This is a genomic window from Bradyrhizobium sp. 45 (assembly GCF_023073155.1).
Taxonomy (GTDB): Bacteria; Pseudomonadota; Alphaproteobacteria; order Rhizobiales; family Xanthobacteraceae; genus Bradyrhizobium; species Bradyrhizobium canariense_D.
Map to the genome: position 1 here is coordinate 53165 of NZ_JADPIX010000100.1, position 17725 is coordinate 70889.

Annotated in this window: 19 protein-coding genes; 8 read left to right on the plus strand and 11 right to left on the minus strand. The window is 64.4% G+C overall.

What is annotated here, in order from left to right; all coding sequences use genetic code 11:
* The first annotated feature begins 91 nt into the window (after positions 1 to 91).
* Complete coding sequence (locus IVB42_RS15170; protein WP_018458009.1) at positions 92 to 916, plus strand: lytic murein transglycosylase; 825 nt, start codon at positions 92 to 94, stop codon at positions 914 to 916.
* Between the two features lie 76 nt (positions 917 to 992).
* Here IVB42_RS15170 and IVB42_RS15175 read toward each other — a convergent pair whose 3' ends face one another.
* Positions 993 to 1319, minus strand: a complete 327-nt coding sequence (locus IVB42_RS15175) for a hypothetical protein (RefSeq protein ID WP_018458010.1) — start codon at positions 1317 to 1319, stop codon at positions 993 to 995.
* Between the two features lie 618 nt (positions 1320 to 1937).
* Between IVB42_RS15175 and IVB42_RS15180 the strand changes: the two genes are divergently transcribed.
* From IVB42_RS15180 to IVB42_RS15200, 5 genes are all read left to right on the plus strand, one after another.
* Complete coding sequence (locus IVB42_RS15180; protein ID WP_018458011.1) at positions 1938 to 2090, plus strand: DUF1127 domain-containing protein; 153 nt, start codon at positions 1938 to 1940, stop codon at positions 2088 to 2090.
* A gap of 126 nt (positions 2091 to 2216) precedes the next feature.
* Positions 2217 to 3644, plus strand: coding sequence for a methylenetetrahydrofolate--tRNA-(uracil(54)-C(5))-methyltransferase (FADH(2)-oxidizing) TrmFO (gene trmFO / locus IVB42_RS15185; RefSeq protein ID WP_247336741.1), 1428 nt, complete (start codon positions 2217 to 2219; stop codon positions 3642 to 3644).
* 7 nt (positions 3645 to 3651) lie between these two features.
* Positions 3652 to 4746, plus strand: coding sequence for a serine/threonine protein kinase (locus IVB42_RS15190; RefSeq protein WP_026233483.1), 1095 nt, complete (start codon positions 3652 to 3654; stop codon positions 4744 to 4746).
* 105 nt (positions 4747 to 4851) lie between these two features.
* Positions 4852 to 5409: a CAP domain-containing protein gene (locus IVB42_RS15195; protein ID WP_085384636.1), complete on the plus strand. Its 558-nt coding sequence runs from the start codon at positions 4852 to 4854 to the stop codon at positions 5407 to 5409.
* Between the two features lie 78 nt (positions 5410 to 5487).
* Positions 5488 to 6666 (plus strand): aminotransferase class V-fold PLP-dependent enzyme, encoded by a 1179-nt coding sequence (locus IVB42_RS15200; protein ID WP_018458015.1) that lies wholly within the window; start codon positions 5488 to 5490, stop codon positions 6664 to 6666.
* A gap of 16 nt (positions 6667 to 6682) precedes the next feature.
* Here IVB42_RS15200 and IVB42_RS15205 read toward each other — a convergent pair whose 3' ends face one another.
* From IVB42_RS15205 to yajC, 6 genes are read right to left on the minus strand one after another with little or no spacing between them, the layout of a single operon-like run.
* On the minus strand, positions 6683 to 7927 hold the full coding sequence (locus IVB42_RS15205) for a threonine ammonia-lyase (protein WP_018458016.1): 1245 nt from the start codon (positions 7925 to 7927) through the stop codon (positions 6683 to 6685).
* 45 nt (positions 7928 to 7972) lie between these two features.
* Positions 7973 to 8836, minus strand: coding sequence for a phytoene/squalene synthase family protein (locus IVB42_RS15210; protein ID WP_018458017.1), 864 nt, complete (start codon positions 8834 to 8836; stop codon positions 7973 to 7975).
* Positions 8833 to 9216 (minus strand): Mth938-like domain-containing protein, encoded by a 384-nt coding sequence (locus tag IVB42_RS15215; protein WP_018458018.1) that lies wholly within the window; start codon positions 9214 to 9216, stop codon positions 8833 to 8835. The genes IVB42_RS15210 and IVB42_RS15215 overlap by 4 nt, the downstream gene beginning before the upstream one ends.
* 60 nt (positions 9217 to 9276) lie before the next feature.
* Positions 9277 to 10296, minus strand: a complete 1020-nt coding sequence (gene secF / locus IVB42_RS15220) for a protein translocase subunit SecF (protein WP_018458019.1) — start codon at positions 10294 to 10296, stop codon at positions 9277 to 9279.
* Positions 10297 to 10306: 10 nt separating this feature from the next.
* Positions 10307 to 11911, minus strand: a complete 1605-nt coding sequence (gene secD / locus IVB42_RS15225; protein WP_018458020.1) for a protein translocase subunit SecD — start codon at positions 11909 to 11911, stop codon at positions 10307 to 10309.
* A gap of 59 nt (positions 11912 to 11970) precedes the next feature.
* Positions 11971 to 12336: a preprotein translocase subunit YajC gene (gene yajC / locus IVB42_RS15230; RefSeq protein WP_007610701.1), complete on the minus strand. Its 366-nt coding sequence runs from the start codon at positions 12334 to 12336 to the stop codon at positions 11971 to 11973.
* A gap of 180 nt (positions 12337 to 12516) precedes the next feature.
* On the opposite strand from yajC, the gene IVB42_RS15235 reads away from it, so the two are divergent.
* Positions 12517 to 13533: an ATP-binding protein gene (locus IVB42_RS15235; protein ID WP_018458021.1), complete on the plus strand. Its 1017-nt coding sequence runs from the start codon at positions 12517 to 12519 to the stop codon at positions 13531 to 13533.
* 157 nt (positions 13534 to 13690) lie between these two features.
* Here the strand turns inward: IVB42_RS15235 and IVB42_RS15240 are convergent, their stop codons facing one another.
* On the minus strand, positions 13691 to 15076 hold the full coding sequence (locus tag IVB42_RS15240; protein WP_018458022.1) for a LysM peptidoglycan-binding domain-containing M23 family metallopeptidase: 1386 nt from the start codon (positions 15074 to 15076) through the stop codon (positions 13691 to 13693).
* A gap of 109 nt (positions 15077 to 15185) precedes the next feature.
* On the minus strand, positions 15186 to 15836 hold the full coding sequence (locus IVB42_RS15245) for a protein-L-isoaspartate(D-aspartate) O-methyltransferase (protein WP_026233485.1): 651 nt from the start codon (positions 15834 to 15836) through the stop codon (positions 15186 to 15188).
* A 225-nt stretch (positions 15837 to 16061) separates the two neighbouring features.
* Here IVB42_RS15245 and IVB42_RS15250 point away from each other — a divergent pair, with 225 nt between their 5' ends.
* Entirely contained in the window at positions 16062 to 16433 is a 372-nt protein-coding gene (locus IVB42_RS15250) for a response regulator (protein WP_007590670.1), read from the plus strand.
* Between the two features lie 35 nt (positions 16434 to 16468).
* Here IVB42_RS15250 and surE read toward each other — a convergent pair whose 3' ends face one another.
* Both surE and IVB42_RS15260 read right to left on the minus strand, forming a co-directional pair.
* Positions 16469 to 17236 (minus strand): 5'/3'-nucleotidase SurE, encoded by a 768-nt coding sequence (surE, locus tag IVB42_RS15255; RefSeq protein ID WP_018458025.1) that lies wholly within the window; start codon positions 17234 to 17236, stop codon positions 16469 to 16471.
* A gap of 101 nt (positions 17237 to 17337) precedes the next feature.
* Positions 17338 to 17700: a hypothetical protein gene (locus IVB42_RS15260; protein ID WP_018458026.1), complete on the minus strand. Its 363-nt coding sequence runs from the start codon at positions 17698 to 17700 to the stop codon at positions 17338 to 17340.
* Positions 17701 to 17725 lie beyond the last annotated feature (25 nt).

The following is a 17725-nucleotide window of genomic DNA, read 5'->3' on the forward strand; positions in this document are numbered from 1 at the left end:
ATCGCGCACTGTCATACGCCTTGCTTTGGCCGCGGTTTCCATCGAGATTGCGCGCGCCGTTCAGATCACTTCACGGAATTTATTTGCTCGAATGACCCCGACGATTTCTCGTCTCGCCCTCGCAGCCTTAGCCATCACCGCGTCCATCCTATCCGCTCAGCCAGCGCTCGCCGCTGTTGCCTGCGGTTCAGGCAATTTCGACGCGTGGCTTGCAGACTTCAAAACGGACGCCGCGGCCAAGGGCGTCTCGCAACAGGCCATTTCCGCCGGGCTCGCCGGTGTGACGCTCGATCAGAACGTGCTCAACCGCGACCGCTCGCAGAAGGTCTTCAGCCAGACCTTCGAGGAGTTTTCCGGCCGCATGGTGCCGCCGCGCCTGACGCGCGGCTCCAACATGATGAAGCAATACGGCTCGGTGCTGTCGCGTATCGAGCAGACCTACGGCGTGCCTGGCGAGGTGCTGGTCGCGATCTGGGGTCTCGAGACCGATTTCGGCGTCAATACCGGCAAGTTCGCGACCATCCGCTCACTGGCGACGCTGGCCTATGACTGCCGGCGCTCCGAGCAGTTTCGCGCCGAGCTGTTGGATGCGCTCCGCATTGTCCAGCGCGGCGACCTCGCACCGGCCGACATGAAGGGCGCCTGGGCCGGCGAGCTCGGACAGACCCAGTTCATGCCGTCGTCATGGATGAAATACGCCGTCGATTTCGACGGCAATGGTAAGCGCGATCTCCTGCACAACGCCCCTGACGTGCTCGCCTCCACCGCGAACTATCTTGCCGGTTATGGCTGGCAGAAGGGTAAGGATTGGCAGCCGGGCAGTCCGAATTTCGCGGTGCTGCAGCAGTGGAACAAGAGCGAGGTCTACTCGAAGACCGTCGCCTATTTCGCCACCCAGCTCGCGCGCGCCCCTTAGATGAGATGCTTGCAGGACAAAAGCGTAGGGCCGATCGCTCGGCGACCGGCCCTCTCCTAATGCGTTCCTGAAGTTCCTATTTGCCCATGGTGGCGTGCATCGCTTTGTTCAGATGCGCGCCGCACGCACCCATTTTGCCGTTGAGCAGCGAGTCCTGCGCGGCCGCGATCTCCTTCTGCGCGACGAACTTGCCGTCACCATCGGCCATGTTTTCGATCGCGGTCTCTGTCTTCTCCAGATTGGCCGAGCTGCAGCCGCCGGCGGCGTGCTTGGCGGCCTGGGCCGGCGTGACGGCGAACGCAACGGCGGCAATTGCGATAACCCCGAGTAACTTCGTCATGACGTTACCTTCCTTCTCTTGTTCTTGGGCCAGAGCCAGCGACATTGCCGGAATCTGCGACATCACCTTCCTCCGGGCGCGGCAACTTGACGCAATGAATTCCCCGCGAGAATTGCGTGATGTTGCGCGGCGCGCAGAGCTGCATGCAAAATTTCTGATTTTCATTACACGCTTGTAATCAACGCCACACGTTCAGCGTGTGTGCACTGCGAGCGGGGACGGTTGTGGCTAACCAAGCGGGATAGTCCTGACTCGCCGCCCTTCGTCATGTGGATCCGCTGCAACCAGGCGAATCGCTGGCGAGAGTTGGCAAAAGTGTACGCACGCGCCAACTAATGAGTATCAATTCATTAGAATCATGCGATTCTCGCATGTGAGACTTGGTTATAGAAGCTAGTCGATCCGCTTGCGGACAAGAGCAAAGCGACTTATTTCGCTCCGAACGGAACCCGACTAGCCCATAGCAAATCCGTGAATTCACGGGACTTCAGACCTGTGCTCCCTGTTCCGCCTACCCTTTGGGCGGGAGTGCTTTCGGGTTAATCGTCCGTTACCAGCGCCATGCACTCAGCGCTTAGCTGCATCGCAGCATCGGAACTTTCGCACTGCACCACTCTCACCTATATTCATTTCAACGATGAGGCTCGGGCAAGAGCTGAATCGAACTACAGGAGATTACCAATGCTGCTCTCGCTCATCCGCATGATCCAAGCTTTCCGGGACTATCAGCGCAATGTTGCCGAGCTGTCCCAGCTCAGCGATCGCGAGCTTTCCGATATCGGCCTCGATCGCTCGGACATCCCGCGCGTTGCCGCCGGTCAGTATCAGGGCTGATATCGTTCAGCCCTGAACCGGACGGACCGATAGCGCCCGCCTCGTGCGGGCGTTGTCGCATCCGGAGGCAGAAAACTCGATCTCGGCGATTCCACTGATCGCCGAAAAGCGCTACCTGTCCGCCCCATGACAGGACCCCAATCAAATACCGTGCACGTGATCGGCGCAGGCCTTGCCGGCTCCGAAGCCGCCTGGCAGGTGGCCGAATTCGGCGTGCCCGTGGTGCTGCACGAGATGCGGCCGACCCGCATGACCGAGGCACACCGCACCGATGGGCTTGCCGAGCTCGTCTGCTCCAATTCGTTCCGCTCGGACGATGCCGCCAACAACGCCGTCGGCCTGCTGCATGCCGAGATGCGCCGCCTCGATTCGCTGATCATGCGCGCAGCCGACGCCAACCAGGTACCCGCTGGCGGCGCGCTGGCGGTGGACCGCGACGGCTTCTCGGCGGCCGTCACCAAGGCGCTGAACGATCATCCGCTGATCGAGATCGCCCGCGGTGAGGTCGCAGGCCTGCCGCCGGCCGAGTGGAGCAACGTCATCGTTGCGACCGGCCCCCTCACTTCGGCGCCGCTGGCCGATGCGATCCGCGAGTTGACCGACGAGAACGCCCTCGCCTTCTTCGACGCGATCGCGCCGATCGTGCACCGCGAATCCATCGACATGTCGGTGGCCTGGTTTCAGTCACGCTACGACAAGGTCGGTCCCGGCGGCACCGGCGCCGACTACATCAACTGCCCGATGACAAAGGAGCAGTATGACGGCTTCGTCGCAGCGCTGGTCGCCGGCGAGAAGACCGAGTTCAAGGAATGGGAGACCAACACGCCCTATTTCGACGGCTGTCTGCCAATCGAGGTCATGGCGGAACGCGGCCCCGAGACTCTCCGCCATGGACCGATGAAGCCGGTCGGCCTCACCAATCCGCACGATCCCACCACCAAGGCCTACGCGATCGTGCAGCTGCGCCAGGACAACAAGCTCGGCACGCTCTACAACATCGTCGGCTTCCAGACGAAACTGAAATACAGCGAGCAGCAGCGCATCTTCCGCACCATTCCGGGGCTGGAGAAGGCCGAATTTGCTCGCCTCGGCGGCCTGCATCGCAACACCTTTCTCAACTCGCCAAAGCTGCTCGACGGCCAATTGCGCCTGCGCGCGCAGCCGCGGCTGCGCTTTGCCGGCCAGATGACGGGCTGCGAGGGCTATGTGGAATCCGCCAGCGTCGGCCTGATTGCCGGTCTCTATGCGGCAGCGGAGGTGCGCGGCGAGACGCTTGCGAGTCCGCCGGTCACGACTGCGCTCGGATCCCTGCTCGGCCACATCACCGGCGGCCATATCGAGACCATCGAGCCCGGCACGCGCTCGTTCCAGCCGATGAACATCAATTTCGGCCTGTTCCCGCCGCTCGCCAGCGCGCCGACGAAGAAGCCCGACGGAAGCCGGCTGCGCGGGAACGAGAAGACGGTGGCCAAAAAGCAGGCGATGAGCGCGCTGGCGCTCGCCGATCTCGATCGCTGGATCGCCGATCACCTGCGCATTGCCGCCGCGGCGTGAGTTTTCGATGAACCTTCCCAAAGACGACGCCGCAACACTCTCGGCGCGCTGGACCGAGGGCGTGCTGCTCAAGCGCGACGTGTTCTCGACCGTCGAGCGCGGCCGATTCCGCGACGATGACGGCGAGGTCGACGCGGTGCTGCGCCGCCTCGACGAGGTGCCGTGGTGGTCATTCCTTTTGGCGCGCCACCTGTTCGCCCGCGAGAAGCATGCGCTGGCACTCGCTAAGGGACTCGATGTCGGCCCGGAGCTGCTGTGGGCCGGACGCCGCGCGCTGGTGCGCAGCTTCGTCGATGGTGTCGCACTGCATCTGGCGAAACCGCATGGCGACCTCGCCTATTTTCGCTCGGCGAAGGCCGCGCTGCGACGGCTGCGCCGCGCCGGAATCTGCCACAACGATCTTGCCAAGGAACAGAACTGGCTGGTCGGCCGCGACGGTCGCGCCTATGTGACCGACTTCCAGCTCGCCGCCTGCTTCGACCGTCGCGGCCGGCTTTACCGGATCCTGGCCTATGAAGATCTCCGGCATCTGCTCAAGCACAAGCGATCCTACGCGCCCGAGGCGCTGACGCCGCGCGAGCGCAAGATCCTGGCGAAGAAGTCGTTCGCCGCCAGCCTCTGGCTCGCCACCGGCAAGAAGGTCTATCGGGCAATCACCCGCGGCCTGTTCAACTTCACCGACCGTGAAGGCGGCGGCCGAAGGCTCGTCAACGACGCGCCGGTGCTGGCAGAATTGATCCGCAAGAACCCCGCCGTGCGCGACACCGCCATCGTCGCCTTTGCCGACCGCCGCTCCGGTGTCGGCCTCTATGCCTTCGTCGAAGCCGATCAGGCCGCGCTCGAAGGCCAATTGCGCATCGAGCTCACCGCTGCCAAGGGGCCAAAGCCGCCGGAACACATCCAGGTCGTGCACGCACTGCCACGCAATCCGGACGGCAAGCCGCGCACGGAGATCCTGCAACTGGTCGCCATGAACCAGCTCGACCTGATCGAGCCGATGATGAAGAACGACCAGGACCGTGCTTTCCTCAAGGACATCCTGGAGCAGCGCAAGAACCTGCGCGACCGCTTCAATTTCGAGGCCGACCTGCCGGCGAGCTAACGTGGATCACGCCTTGAAGCGTCCACATTGGCGATAGAGAAGCGATCCGATAATTCGAACTTGGTGGGGGGACTTGGCGGGGTCATGGGCACTCGGGGGTACATGATGCATCGTGTGGTTGGCGGCCTGATCGCTAGCCTTCTGCTGCTCGCCACCACGTCCGCAATGGCCGAGTCCCCCGCCGAGCTGATCTCGAGCTTCCGCCTCAAGCATGGTGAGGTCCGCGTCGTCCGCGATTCGACCCTCGACCGCATCGCCATGGACCAGGCGCGCGCGATGGCGACGAAGGACGACCTCAGTCACGACGCCCTCGGCCCGTTCAACCGCCGGGTCGCACCGGCCGGCGCAGGCCGCGCCGCCGAGAACATCGCCTACGGCTACGACAATTTCGAGAAGACCCTCGGACAGTGGATCGACTCGTCGGGACACCGCAAGAATCTGCTGCTGCACAACGCTTCCCGCGTCGGGATCGCGAGCGCGAAAAACGCTAGCGGCAAGCGCACCTATTGGGCAATGGTGATCGCCGGCGACTACGAGCCGAAGGGCAAAGGCAAAGGCAAGAAAGACGGGGAGCCGCTGGTTGCGGTGAAGCGCGAGGCTGCGCCCGCCAGCAAGCCAAAATCCAGCGGCTGCCACATCAAGCTGCTCGGCCTTTGCATCTGAGACCAAGCTTGGCCATCTTGTTCGCATCCCTCGACGCGTTTAATCCATGCATGAGGATCGCGAGACGCGGAGGCATGGATGATGGATATCGACCGAATTCGTCGCGACACCCCGGCTGCCTCTCGGCTCGCCTATCTCCACAACGCGGGCGCAGCGCTGATGCCGGCGTCGGTTGTTGCGGCGATGAAGGAACACATCGATCTGGAGAGCGAGATCGGAGGCTATGCCGCCGCCGACCGCGAGGCGCGCCGACTTGAATCCGTTTACGGCTCGGTCGCCCGCCTCCTGAACGCCGCGCCCGATGAGATCGCCCTCATGGAGAACGCGACGGTTGCCTGGCAGATGGCTTTCTACGCGCTTCCATTCAGCAAGGGCGACCGGATCCTGACCGCCGAGGCGGAGTACGCGGCCAACTATGTCGCCTTTCTTCAGGTCGCCAACCGAACAGGCGTCGCGATCGACGTCGTGCCGAGCGATGCCAGCGGCGAGCTCGACGTCGACGCGCTCGAACGCATGATCGATGAGCGCGTGAAGCTGATTGCGATCACCTGGGTTCCGACCAATGGCGGGCTGGTCAATCCGGCTGCAGCCGTCGGCAAGATAGCGCGGGCGCACGGCATCCCCTATCTGCTCGACGCCTGCCAGGCAGTCGGACAGATGGTGGTCGACGTCGAGGCCATCGGCTGTGACATGTTGTCGGGGACCGGGCGTAAATTCCTCCGCGGCCCGCGCGGCACCGGCTTTCTCTACGTCGGCCGAAAAATGCTGCAGCGGCTCGAACCGCCAATGATCGATCACTTCGCCGCACCCTGGGTCTCCCGGGACGCTTTTCGGCTGCGTGACGATGCGCGCCGTTTTGAGACCTGGGAGAACAACTACGCAGCCCGGCTTGGGCTCGGCGCGGCTGTCGATTATGCCCTCGATGTCGGGATCGGCCCGATCGAGCGGCGTTGCCGCATGCTGGCGGACCGCCTCCGGGGCGGCCTTGCATCCATTCGCGGCATCAGAGTTCGCGACCTCGGACGCGCTCCGGGAGCCATCGTCAGCTTCACGGTGGAAGGGTACGAGGCGGAAGCGGTCGTCAGCGACGCGGCCGCAGCCGGCATCACGATCGGTGCCTCAGATCCGTCGAGCACGCGCATCGATGCCGAAATCCGCTCGCTGCCGCCGGTGGTGCGCGCCTCCCCGCACTACTACAATACGGACGCGGAGATCGATCGGCTGATCGTCCATTTGGCGGGTTTGACGCGGCGATAGCGGCGATCATGCACGCTCAGGTACAGCGCGCACTCAATCCGGATGCGCCAAGCTTCGCCATGACCTCGTCGAGATGGGCGCTGTCGCGGGTTTCAATCACCAATTGCAGCAACGTCGCCTTGGCCGGAAGATCCGAGAACGTGCGCTGGTGCGAGACCTCGATGATGTTGGCGCCGGCCTCGGCCAGCAGTGCCGCGACCGCAGCCAATTGGCCGGGCCTGTCGGGAATGTCGAGCGACAATTGGGTGAGCCGCCCCTCGCGCGCCAACTCGCGGGTCAGGACCGATGCGATCAGACGTGTGTCAATATTGCCCCCGCTCAGCACCAGCCCGACCTTCTGACCGGCGAAACGGGACGGGTCGGACATCAGCGCGGCGAGGCCAGCGGCACCGGCGCCTTCGACGACCGTCTTCTCGATCGAGATCAGGGTCGCCACCGCGCGCTCGAGCTCGGCTTCGTTGACGAGCGCAATGTCGTCGACAAGGCGGCGGACGATTTCGGTCGTGATCTTGCCGGGCGACTTCACCGCGATGCCTTCCGCGAGTGTGTCGCCACGTGCCGGCAAATTGCCGTCATGGATGGCATTGTACATCGAGGGGTAGAGCCAGGCCTCGACGCCGAGGATCCGCAGCGACGGCTTGATCGATTTCGCGGCAATGGCGATCCCGCTGATCAGGCCACCGCCGCCGATCGGGACGACCAGCGTATCGAGCTCCGGCACGGCCTCGAGTATTTCCAGCCCGACCGTGCCCTGCCCTGCGATGACAAGCGGATCGTCATAGGGATGGACGAAGATCATGCCATGGACTTCGCCGTGGCTGCGCGCATACGCGGCCGCCTCCTCCAGCGTGGCGCCCGTCACCACCACCTCGGCGCCGTGATGCCTGGTGTTCTCGACCTTCACCATGGGCGTGCCGACCGGCATGACGATAGTGGCGGGAATGCCGAGCCGCTTGGCGTGATAGGCGACGCCCTGCGCGTGGTTACCCGCCGACATCGCGACGACGCCCCGCGCGCGCTCCTCCGGCGTCAGCGCCTTGAGGCGGTTGAGCGCGCCGCGCTCCTTGAACGAGGACGTGAACTGGAGGTTCTCGAATTTCAGCCAGATGTCGCAGCCGCAGATATTGCTCAGCGTGCGGCTGTAGCTACAGGGCGTCTCGACGACGGCGCCGCGGATCGTCTCGGCGGCGGCATGGATGTCGGCCGGTACGACCGGAAGGCCGCCCAGATCGGAAGATATGGTTTGGGACAACTCAGCCATAGGACAGCATAGAGCATTTGCCCGGCTCCGGCGATAAGCCAACCGCTATTTGGTAAATTCCCGCGAACGTGAAGCCCGCCACAGCGTCCACAGCGTACGCAGCCGCGATGACGGTTGCGGCGTAAATGGATTGCGCCCGGGTTGCGACAGGCGCTTGAGGTCGGCCCGCGCTTGTCCGAGCGGAAGGAACGTTGGACGCACTGATGCCGGCACCTCCACCAGCAGCGACAAGGCCGTCGTCAAATGTTGCTGCGCCTCGCCCGAGAGTTGGCCCAGCGCGGCGCGCAAGTTTGGCGTCTCCTTTCCGGCGAACACGTCTTCCACGTCGCAATCGTGGCTCGCCAGCACCTGCTGCGGCAGGAACAATTGCCGGCGCGCCGCATCGCGCGGCAGATTGGCGATGACCTGTACGATGCCCTGCGCCAGCCCGGCATGGCGGGCGAGATGCTCGGCCGCCGCCGACGGTGGTCCCATGATCCGGGCGGCGAGATCGAACAGCGCCGATGAGGTCGCCGCGAGGTAGCCCTCCAGCGCCGCCATTGTTGGCATTGGGTCGTTGTAGAGATCGAATTGATGCTCGTCGGCGAGCAGCGACAGCGGCTCGACCGGCAGGTCGAAATCACGGATTGCGCGGAGCAGCTCCGCCGCCACCGGATTGCCCTCGGCACTGCCATGGACTTGGCCCGACAGCATGTCGGTCCACCATTGCAGGCGGATTTCACCGGGCAAGGGCTGGCTCACCTGATCGCGGACGCGGACGATCTCGACATTGAAGGCATAGAGCGCCAGCAGCCCGCGGCGCTCGGCAGCGGGCGCGAACAGGGTCGCGGCATAGTGCGGAAAGTCGTGGCTGCGCACGAGGTCAGCACAGAACGCAGCAGAATCCGGCGGCGGCGCGGAGCCACTCATGGCACGGCGATCAGCGCGGCCGCGACGCGCCGCCGTTCGCCCATCATGATGTTGTAGGTACGCACGGCGGGACCGGTCTGCATCGCATCCAGCACCACCCTCGCCGCTTTGAGCGCCTGGCGCAGTTCCGGCGGCGGCAGCCAGACCCCGGTTCCGGTGCCGACCAGGAGCGTGTCGATGCTGTTGGCAGACTTGAAGACTCGATCCAGCGAATAGCGGTCGATCTTTGCAGGGTCCGTTATGTCCCAGGCCCAGATCGCGTCGGGCAGGCAAAGCAGCGATCCCCGATGCGACATCCCGGCAAAGGCAAAGCCGCCCTTGCCATAGGCTTCGATCGGCGCCGAGCGGGGGAAATGCGGTGCGTTGGGATCGCCGGCCATGAGCTTCGTCCGAATGAGCTTACTGCCCTCCCAAACTCCTGCGAGGGCATGCGGTTCGGATCATGCCTTGCTTTTCTTCGCCGGCGTAGCCTTATCGACCGCATCCTCGCGATGCTCGCCGACGCCGAGATAGATCAGGATCGGGGCCGCAATGAAGATCGAGGTATAGGTGCCGACCAGCACCACGCCGAACATCATGACCGCGGTGAAGCTGTGGATGGCATGGCCGCCGAACAGCAGCAGGGCCAGCAGCGCCAGCGTCACAGTGAAATGGGTGATGATCGAGCGCGACAGCGTCGAGTTGATTGATTCGTTGAGGAGCTGCGGCATCGGCATCTTCTTGTAGCGCCGCAGCATTTCACGGATGCGGTCGTAGATGACGACGGTGTCGTTGAGCGAATAGCCCAAAATCGTCAGAAGCGCCGCGATGCTGGTCAGGTCGAAATCGACCTGACTGATCGACATGAACCCGATCGTGAGCACGATGTCGTGCACGTTGGCGATCATGGCGCCAAGCGCGAACTGCCACTCGAATCGGAACCAGAGGTAGATCAGGATCGAGACGATCGCCAGCATCAGGCCGAGCATGCCGTAGGCGAGCAATTCGCCCGATACGCGCGGTCCCACCACCTCGACGCGGCGATAGTCGACGGAATCGCCAAGCGCGGTGCGGACCTTCTGCACGGCCTCCTGCTGGGCGGCGTCGCCGCCCGGCTGCTCCGCGACACGGATCAGGACATCGGCGGGGCCGCCGAATTGCTGCAACTGGACTTCGCCCAGACGCAGGGCATCCAACGTCGTACGCATCGCCGCAATATCGGCGGTGCCAGACTTGGCCTGCACCTCCAGTAGGGTGCCGCCGCGGAAGTCGATGCCGAAATTCAGTCCATGGGTGAAGAACAGCGTGATCGCGACGATCGACAACGCCGCCGAGATCGGGAAGCTGATCCGGCGAAAACGCGTGAAGTCGAAATGGGTATCGTCGGGGACGATGCGCAGCGACGGCAGCCAGCCGAATGCCGCAACCACGGTGAGAATGGCAATGAGGACGCCGAGCCCGATGAGAACAGTGTGATTCACGATCAGGCTCCTAGATCGGCACGCTCTGCGGCCGCTTCCACCGCACCCACCAGGCCACGATCAGCCGGGTCAGGGTGAAAGCGGTGAACACCGTGGTGATGATGCCGATTCCGAGCGTCACGGCGAAGCCGCGCACCGGACCGGTACCGATGTAGAACAGCACCGCGGCGGCAATAAAAGTGGTGATGTTGGAATCGAGGATGGTCGCAAGCGCCCGCTTGAAGCCGGCGTCGATCGCCGAGATCGCGTTGCGGCCGCCACGCAACTCCTCGCGGATGCGCTCGTAGATCAGCACGTTGGAATCGACCGCGATACCGACGGTGAGCACGATGCCCGCGATGCCCGGCAGCGTCAGCGTGGCGTTGAGAAGCGACAACAGGCCGAAGATCATGGCGACGTTGATGGCCACCGCGATGTTGGCGAACACGCCGAACAGCCGGTAGGTCAAGAGCATGAAGATGATGACCAAGATCGAGCCGACATAGGCGGCGAGCTCGCCCTTTTCGATCGAGTCCTGGCCGAGGCCCGGACCGACGGTGCGCTCCTCGACCACCGTGAGCGGTGCCGGCAGCGCGCCGGCGCGCAGCAGGATCGCGAGATCGTTGGCCGATTGCACCGTGAAACTGCCCGAGATCTGGCCTTGTCCGCCGGTGATGGGCTCGCGGATCACGGGAGCCGAGATGACCTTGTTGTCGAGCACGATCGCAAAAGGCAGCCCGACGTTCTCTTGCGTGGCCTGCGAGAACTTGCGCGCGCCCGACGTATTGAACTTGAAACTCACGACGGGTTCGCTGGTGCGCTGGTCGAAGCTCGCTTGGGCATCGGTCAGGTCGCCGCCGGCGACCAGCACCTGCTTCTTGACCACATAGGGTGTGGGCGGCGGTGACGCGCTCATCAGAAGCTCGGATTCCGGCGGCAAACGTCCTTGCTGCGCCTGATCGGGCGGCACCGACGTATCGACCATGCGGAATTCCATCTTCGCGGTCTTGCCCAGCAATTCCTTCAGACGAGTCGGGTCCTGGAGGCCGGGGACCTGCACCAGGATGCGGTCGTTACCCTGGCGCTGGATGACAGGCTCGACGGTGCCGAGCTCGTTGACGCGGCGTTCGACGATCTGGATCGACTGCTCGATCGTCTTGCGCATGCGGTCGAGCATCGCGGCCTGCGGGATGGTAAGGCGGATCACGCCACCGCCGGCGTCAGTCACATCCAGGTCGCGCTGACCGCTGGATCCGACCAGTCCTCCCAGCGGCTGGGACAGCTCGCGCAGCTTGGCGAGCGCAGGCTGCAGATCGGATTCCTTGGTGATCCGAACCTCGGCCGCGTCGTTGCGCACGGTGACGCCGCCGGTGAAGCCGATCTTGGCATCGCGCAGCGTCCGGCGAACGTCGTCGCGGACCTGGTCGAGCCGCTCCTTCTTCACATAGTTGCCGTCGACCTCGAGCAGCAGATAGGAGCCGCCTTGAAGATCGAGGCCGAGCACGAGCCGACGCTGCGCCCAGGCGGGCCAGGTCTTGACCTGCGCTTCGGGGAAGAAGTTCGGGACCGCGCAGAGGCACACGATCAGCGCCGTCAGGATAATCCCGAGCGCCTTCCACCGCGTGAAATACAACATCGACTGGACCTGTCAGATCAGGAGATTTGCAGGAAAACTTGAGAGACTCGCGGAAGCACTCACTTCGACGCGGCGTCTTCCTTGGCGCTTTCCTTGGATTCCTTGGCCGGCTCGCCCTTGGCGCGTACGCCGGAGACCATCGAGCGCATCTGCCGCACGCGCACGCCATCGGCGATCTCGAACTCGATCTGGTCGTCGTCGACGACCTTGGTGACCTTGCCGACGAGACCGCCCGAGGTCACGACGGTGTCGCCGCGGCGGATGTTCTTCACCAGGTCGGCGTGGTCACGGACCTTCTTCTGCTGCGGACGCAGAATCAGGAAGTACATGATCACGAAGATCAGGGCGAACGGCAGCAGCGACATCAACATGCCGCTGGTGTCGCCGGCGCCCGCAGCCTGGGCATACGCAGGGGTAATCAGCATTCGGACGATCCTCGTGAGAACGGGGGAAAACCGGTCAGGCCCAAATGGCGACCGGTTCGGTCAAATTCGCGCGGACTATAGCGGCCATTGCCCCAATTGCAACGCTGCCAGACCGCCCTTTTAGCCACCTTGCGGCGCGCGCACAGGCCCGATAAGGCTGCATTCTCAGGAACTTCGGACATGCCCCAAAAACCAAGCAAAAGCCCGGCCGGCAAAGGCCCTCGCACCCCTGCCGCGAAGGCAGCCGGCGTCGCGGCAAAACGTCCCAAGGTGGCCCTCAAGGCGGCTTCCAAGACGATTTCCAAGACGACGTCCAAGACGAACCAAAACGTCTCCCAGCAGCGCATCGTTCGCGCGCTGGAGACGATTGCGGCGCACCTCTCCGCGCAAGGCAAGCCCGCCGCCGAACGCGAGTCGTTCAAGCAGGCGGATGCTTTCGTCTGGCACCCGGACGGCCGCCTTGCGGCGGTGCCGCGGGTCAGCCGCGTCGAAATGTTCCTGCTCAAGGGCGTCGACCGGATGCGCGACATCCTGATGGAGAACACCGAGCGTTTCGCCAACGGATTGCCCGCCAACAACGCGCTGCTCTGGGGCGCGCGCGGCATGGGCAAGTCGTCGCTGGTGAAGGCGGCGCATGCCAGCATCAACGCGGAGCGCAAACCGGCCGACAGACTGAAGCTGATCGAGATTCATCGCGAGGACATCGAGAGCCTGCCCGCCCTCATGGAACAGCTTCGCGCCTCATCCTTCCGTTTCATCGTGTTCTGCGACGACCTCTCGTTCGACGGCAATGATGCGTCCTACAAATCGCTCAAGGCGGTGCTCGAAGGCGGCATCGAGGGGCGGCCGGAGAACGTCATCCTCTACGCCACCTCCAACCGCCGCCATCTGCTGGCGCGCGAGATGATCGAGAACGAGCGCTCGACCGCGATCAATCCCGGCGAAGCCGTCGAGGAGAAGGTCTCGCTGTCGGATCGCTTCGGTCTCTGGCTCGGCTTCCACCGGTGCAGCCAGGACGAATATCTCGCCATGGTGCGGGGCTATTGCAGCCATTTCGGCGTGAAGATCGACGATGACGCCCTGGAACGCGAGGCACTTGAATGGTCGACGACGCGCGGCTCGCGCTCGGGCCGTGTCGCCTGGCAGTTCGTCCAGGAGCTTGCGGGACGGCTCGGCGTCAAGCTGGCGGCGACGTAGCCACAGTCATAGCCCAACCCAAAACTGTCATCGCCCGCGAAAGCGGGCGATCCAGTATTCCAGAGACGGTTGTGATCGATCGAGAGGCCGCGGCGTACTGGGTCGCCCGGTCAAGCCGGGCGACGACAGCTTCAGTTGGGAGACAATGTAGGCCTCATCACGCCCCGTTCAGGAATTGAAGCGGATCAACCGGGCTCGATCCCTTGCGGATCTCGAAGTGGAGCTGCGGCGACGCCACCTCCCCGGATTGACCCGACTTGGCAATGACCTGGCCGCGCTTGATGGTATCGCCGCGCTTCACCATCAGCTCACTCGCATGGGCATATGCGGTGACGTAGCCGTTGGAGTGCCGAACCAGGACCAGATTGCCGTAACCTTTCAGCTCGTTGCCGGAATAGGCAACGACACCGTCTTCGGCCGCCTTGACCGGCGTGCCCTCGGGCACCGCGAGATTGATGCCGTCGTTGGATTTGCCATTGGTCTTGGCGCCGTAGCTCGTGACCACCTTGCCGCGCACCGGCCAGCGGAAAGTCGGCAGCGCGCTGGTGGTCTCCGCAGCTTTCGCGGGAGTGTCCGCGGCCTTGTCTTCGACGTTGGCGGTGGCCTGGGCCAGGCGCGCGCTCTGCACCGGCGCGGCGACGGCGGCCATCTTGGTGGCGGGCGCAGGCGCGGCAGCAACCGGCTGCAGCGTCCCCGCGACGGGAGCGGCTCCGACCGGAGCCGCGGCAAGCGGTGCTGCGACAGCGGCGGTCTTGGCCCCGGGCACGGCCAGCCTGGCGCCGAGCTTGAGTTTTGCAGAGGGATCGAGGCCGTTGGCGCGGGCCAATTCGGCCGCCGAGATATGGTTCTTGCGGGCAATGCTGGCGAGCGTGTCGCCGTGGTTCACGAAGTGCGTGCTTGACGGCGCGGCAACGGCCGCAACCGGCTTCGCAGCGGGCGCTGGGGCAGCGGCAACGGAAGCCATGAGCGGCGCGGGCGCAGCCGCCGTAGCTTGGTGCGGAATGATCAGTTGCTGGCCGGGCGAGAGCGCGCGCGGCCCCTTATAGCCGTTGGCGGCGAGGATCGCCTGCGGCGTGACGCGATAGCGTTTGGCAAGCAGGTCGAGCGTATCGCTGGTGCCGACGATGATCTTGGTTCCGCCGACCGGCTGGGCGGCTGCAACCGAGCGTGGCGGCACGGTGGCCGTGGTCTCGAGATGCGGCTGCGCCGGGGGTGCGTAGGAGCCCACGCCGCGTCCGCCTCCGGACACACCGCCTGCTGCAACGGGGTAGGATTGCGGCGTGGATACCGCCGGCGGCAAAGGCTGCGACTGATAATAACCGGACTGCGTCTGCGGCCGCGAATATTGCGGCAACTCACGCTGCGGCGGCGGGGCCTGCTGCACCGAACCGGTCGATTCCTGCGCGAAGGGATTGGAGAAGTTCGACTGGGACATGCGCGACGACATGTCGGCGCTGCACCCTGCGAAGCTGAAGGAGATCAGCGCCAGCACCGCGACCTGCGGCACACGGCGCGAGTAAAGCAACTCGGCGGCAACGGACATGGTTACTCACTCGTACGCAACAGAACTGGTGTTTTAAGTAAACACGCGCCGAGTAAATAACGGCTTAACCCTCCCAATAAGATGTTGGCAGCGCAGCCAATCCGGAATTCTACAGCTCCCGCGCCACGCCGGGCAGCGCCGGCACGAAGCGGACCTCGACGAGTTCCTTGCGCTCGATCCCGGCTTCGGTCCGGCTCAGCCGGATCAGCGTCTGCACCCCCTGATGCGGGCCGACGGGCGCGATCAGGATGCCACCCACCTCCAGCCGCTCGACCAGGTTCTCCGGGAGCTGCTCCATCGCGGCCGTGACGATGATGCGATCGAACGGGCCAATATTGGGGGGCAGATTGAGTCCGTCGCCCAGCATCACCTCGACGTTGTGATAGTTGAGTTTTTCAAGCCTGATACGTGCGGCATCCGCAAGCTTGCGGTAGCGCTCGACCGTCAACACCTGGCCGGCGAGCCGCGACAGCACCGCCGCCTGGTAGCCCGAGCCGGCGCCGATCTCGAGGACGCGGTGCTTCTTCTGAAGCTGGAGCTGCTCGGTCATGTAGGCGACGACAAAGGGCTGGCTGATGGTCTGCCCGCAGGCGATCGGGAGCGCGCTGTCGCGATATGCGCCGTCCCGATCGGCGTCGTCGACGAATTGATCGCGCGGCACCTCCTCCATGGCCCTCAGGACCGCCTGGTCGCTGATGCCCCGACGCCTCAGCGTGAGCTGAAACATCATCTTTTCCGGCGGGTGCTGATGGGGGGTCATTGCCTGCTTGTGCTGTGTTTGCGGTCCGGGACGCCCAACCCGGGCGCGAGATTCCTGTTCCGGCTCAGGGAACCCATGATAGGCTTCGGATGGCGTAGTTGACCATAAATTGGCTTGCAACGGGCGAGCCGCGATGGCCATTTTCAGGCATCCGTTCGTCGAAACGCGCATTGCGTCGATTCATGTTATCTGCGAACGTTTTTGGCAATGGGCAAGGACTCGACCATGACCGCGACGGGGCTTACTGGCCGCTCTGTATTCCTCGTCGAAGACGAGGTGATGATCAGGATGATGGTCGCGGACATGCTCGAAGAGCTTGGCTACAAGATCGCAGCCGAGGCGGGCGACATCACCGAAGCCATGCGGCTCGCCCAGGCAACCGAGTTCGACATCGCCATTCTCGACGTCAACGTCAACGGCAAGGTCATCTCGCCGGTCGCCGATGTCATCAAGGCGAAGGGCTGCCCGTTCATCTTCGCCACCGGATACGGTTCCTCGGGCCTGCCCGAGCAGTACCGCGATCGGCCGGCGCTTCAGAAGCCATTTCAGCTCGACGCCCTCGGCAAGACCATCGAAGCCGCGCTTCGCGGCGGCTAGGCCCCATTCCAGGTCGGATTACTTCAGCGTCGGACTTACTTCAGCGTCGCACTCAGCGCCTCGGAAAACGCCTCGTTGGTCCGGTCGAGCCTGAGCGGCGTGACGGAGACGTAGCGTTCGCGGAGCGCCGCGAGATCGGTGCCGTCGGCCGGCGTATCCATCATCGCGGTGCGCTCGAAGCCGATCCAGAAATACGGATTGCCACGGCCGTCCCTGCGCTCGTCGATCCTTAGGAAGCCGAGATTGCGCTTGCCTTGCCGCGTCACGCGGATGCCCAGCACATCCTCCGGCGCGCAGGCCGGGAAGTTGACGTTGATGACGGTGTCCTTCGGGATGCCGGCGGCGATCACCTTGCGCAGGATGTCGGGCCCGAATTTGCGGGCCGTGTCCCACAGCGGCCGGTCGCGGGTCTCCACGCTGAACTCCTGCGACAGGGCGAAGGACGGCAGCCCCAGGATGGTGCCCTCCAGCGCACCGGCGATGGTGCCGGAATAGACCACGTCCTCGGCGACGTTGCGGCCCTTGTTGACGCCGGACAGCACGACATCGGGCAGCTTGGCGCCGAGGATGTGGCGCGCGCCCATGATGACGCAGTCGGTCGGCGTGCCGCGCACCCCGAAATGCCGCGGACCGACCTCGCGCAGGCGCAGCGGATCGTTGAGCGACAGCGAATGCGACACGCCGGACTGGTCGAGCTCAGGCGCGACCACCCAGACGTCATCGGACAATGCGCGCGCGATCTCCTCCAGGACCTTGAGGCCGGGGGCGTGGATGCCGTCGTCATTGGTGCAGAGAATGCGCATGGGAAAGGTCGATTCCTGAAGCGGGTCTGAGCCGTCTTATCCGGCCGGGGCCGATCAGGCAAACCGGCCGACCGGGCGGCACCTGGTCGCCGGCTTGGCGGTTATCGGCGAACTCGCCATTGCGGCAGAAAGCGCGCAAGCCGGCCCTCCGCGTGCAATCTCATCGCCGGCACGACCGGGCTCACCATCGGCGCCTCAATCACGCCGAGCGCCTCCAGCTGCGCGACGAATGGGTCCGGCACCGGCGCCTGCGGAAAGCGTTCGCGTGCCAGCGACAGTGCCTGGTCGAAATCCGCGGCATTCACACCGGGCTTGGCGCGCCGGCTCTGGACCAGATCGTCGTCCCAGAGCCGCGTGATCGCGATGTCGAGCACGCCACGCAGCCGCTGATCGACGGCCTGGATACCGGCACCCGTCACCGCCCATTGTCTGCCGACCCAGAAGATATCGCGGTGCAAGGCCATGAACGATCGGTTCGCGTTGTCGGGT

Excerpts from the sequence above, each read along its gene's own strand:
- surE (WP_018458025.1), bottom strand. The coding sequence starts at position 17,236 with ATGCGCATTCTCTGCACCAATGACGACGGCATCCACGCCCCCGGCCTC.
- IVB42_RS15195 (WP_085384636.1), top strand. The coding sequence starts at position 4,852 with ATGCATCGTGTGGTTGGCGGCCTGATCGCTAGCCTTCTGCTGCTCGCC.
- IVB42_RS15260 (WP_018458026.1), bottom strand. The coding sequence starts at position 17,700 with ATGGCCTTGCACCGCGATATCTTCTGGGTCGGCAGACAATGGGCGGTG.
- secD (WP_018458020.1), bottom strand. The coding sequence starts at position 11,911 with ATGTTGTATTTCACGCGGTGGAAGGCGCTCGGGATTATCCTGACGGCG.
- IVB42_RS15170 (WP_018458009.1), top strand. The coding sequence starts at position 92 with ATGACCCCGACGATTTCTCGTCTCGCCCTCGCAGCCTTAGCCATCACC.
- IVB42_RS15250 (WP_007590670.1), top strand. The coding sequence starts at position 16,062 with ATGACCGCGACGGGGCTTACTGGCCGCTCTGTATTCCTCGTCGAAGAC.
- trmFO (WP_247336741.1), top strand. The coding sequence starts at position 2,217 with ATGACAGGACCCCAATCAAATACCGTGCACGTGATCGGCGCAGGCCTT.
- IVB42_RS15245 (WP_026233485.1), bottom strand. The coding sequence starts at position 15,836 with ATGACCCCCCATCAGCACCCGCCGGAAAAGATGATGTTTCAGCTCACG.
- IVB42_RS15205 (WP_018458016.1), bottom strand. The coding sequence starts at position 7,927 with ATGGCTGAGTTGTCCCAAACCATATCTTCCGATCTGGGCGGCCTTCCG.
- IVB42_RS15175 (WP_018458010.1), bottom strand. The coding sequence starts at position 1,319 with ATGTCGCAGATTCCGGCAATGTCGCTGGCTCTGGCCCAAGAACAAGAG.
- IVB42_RS15240 (WP_018458022.1), bottom strand. The coding sequence starts at position 15,076 with ATGTCCGTTGCCGCCGAGTTGCTTTACTCGCGCCGTGTGCCGCAGGTC.
- IVB42_RS15200 (WP_018458015.1), top strand. The coding sequence starts at position 5,488 with ATGATGGATATCGACCGAATTCGTCGCGACACCCCGGCTGCCTCTCGG.
- IVB42_RS15235 (WP_018458021.1), top strand. The coding sequence starts at position 12,517 with ATGCCCCAAAAACCAAGCAAAAGCCCGGCCGGCAAAGGCCCTCGCACC.
- IVB42_RS15210 (WP_018458017.1), bottom strand. The coding sequence starts at position 8,836 with ATGAGTGGCTCCGCGCCGCCGCCGGATTCTGCTGCGTTCTGTGCTGAC.
- IVB42_RS15180 (WP_018458011.1), top strand. The coding sequence starts at position 1,938 with ATGCTGCTCTCGCTCATCCGCATGATCCAAGCTTTCCGGGACTATCAG.
- IVB42_RS15215 (WP_018458018.1), bottom strand. The coding sequence starts at position 9,216 with ATGGCCGGCGATCCCAACGCACCGCATTTCCCCCGCTCGGCGCCGATC.
- yajC (WP_007610701.1), bottom strand. The coding sequence starts at position 12,336 with ATGCTGATTACCCCTGCGTATGCCCAGGCTGCGGGCGCCGGCGACACC.
- IVB42_RS15190 (WP_026233483.1), top strand. The coding sequence starts at position 3,652 with ATGAACCTTCCCAAAGACGACGCCGCAACACTCTCGGCGCGCTGGACC.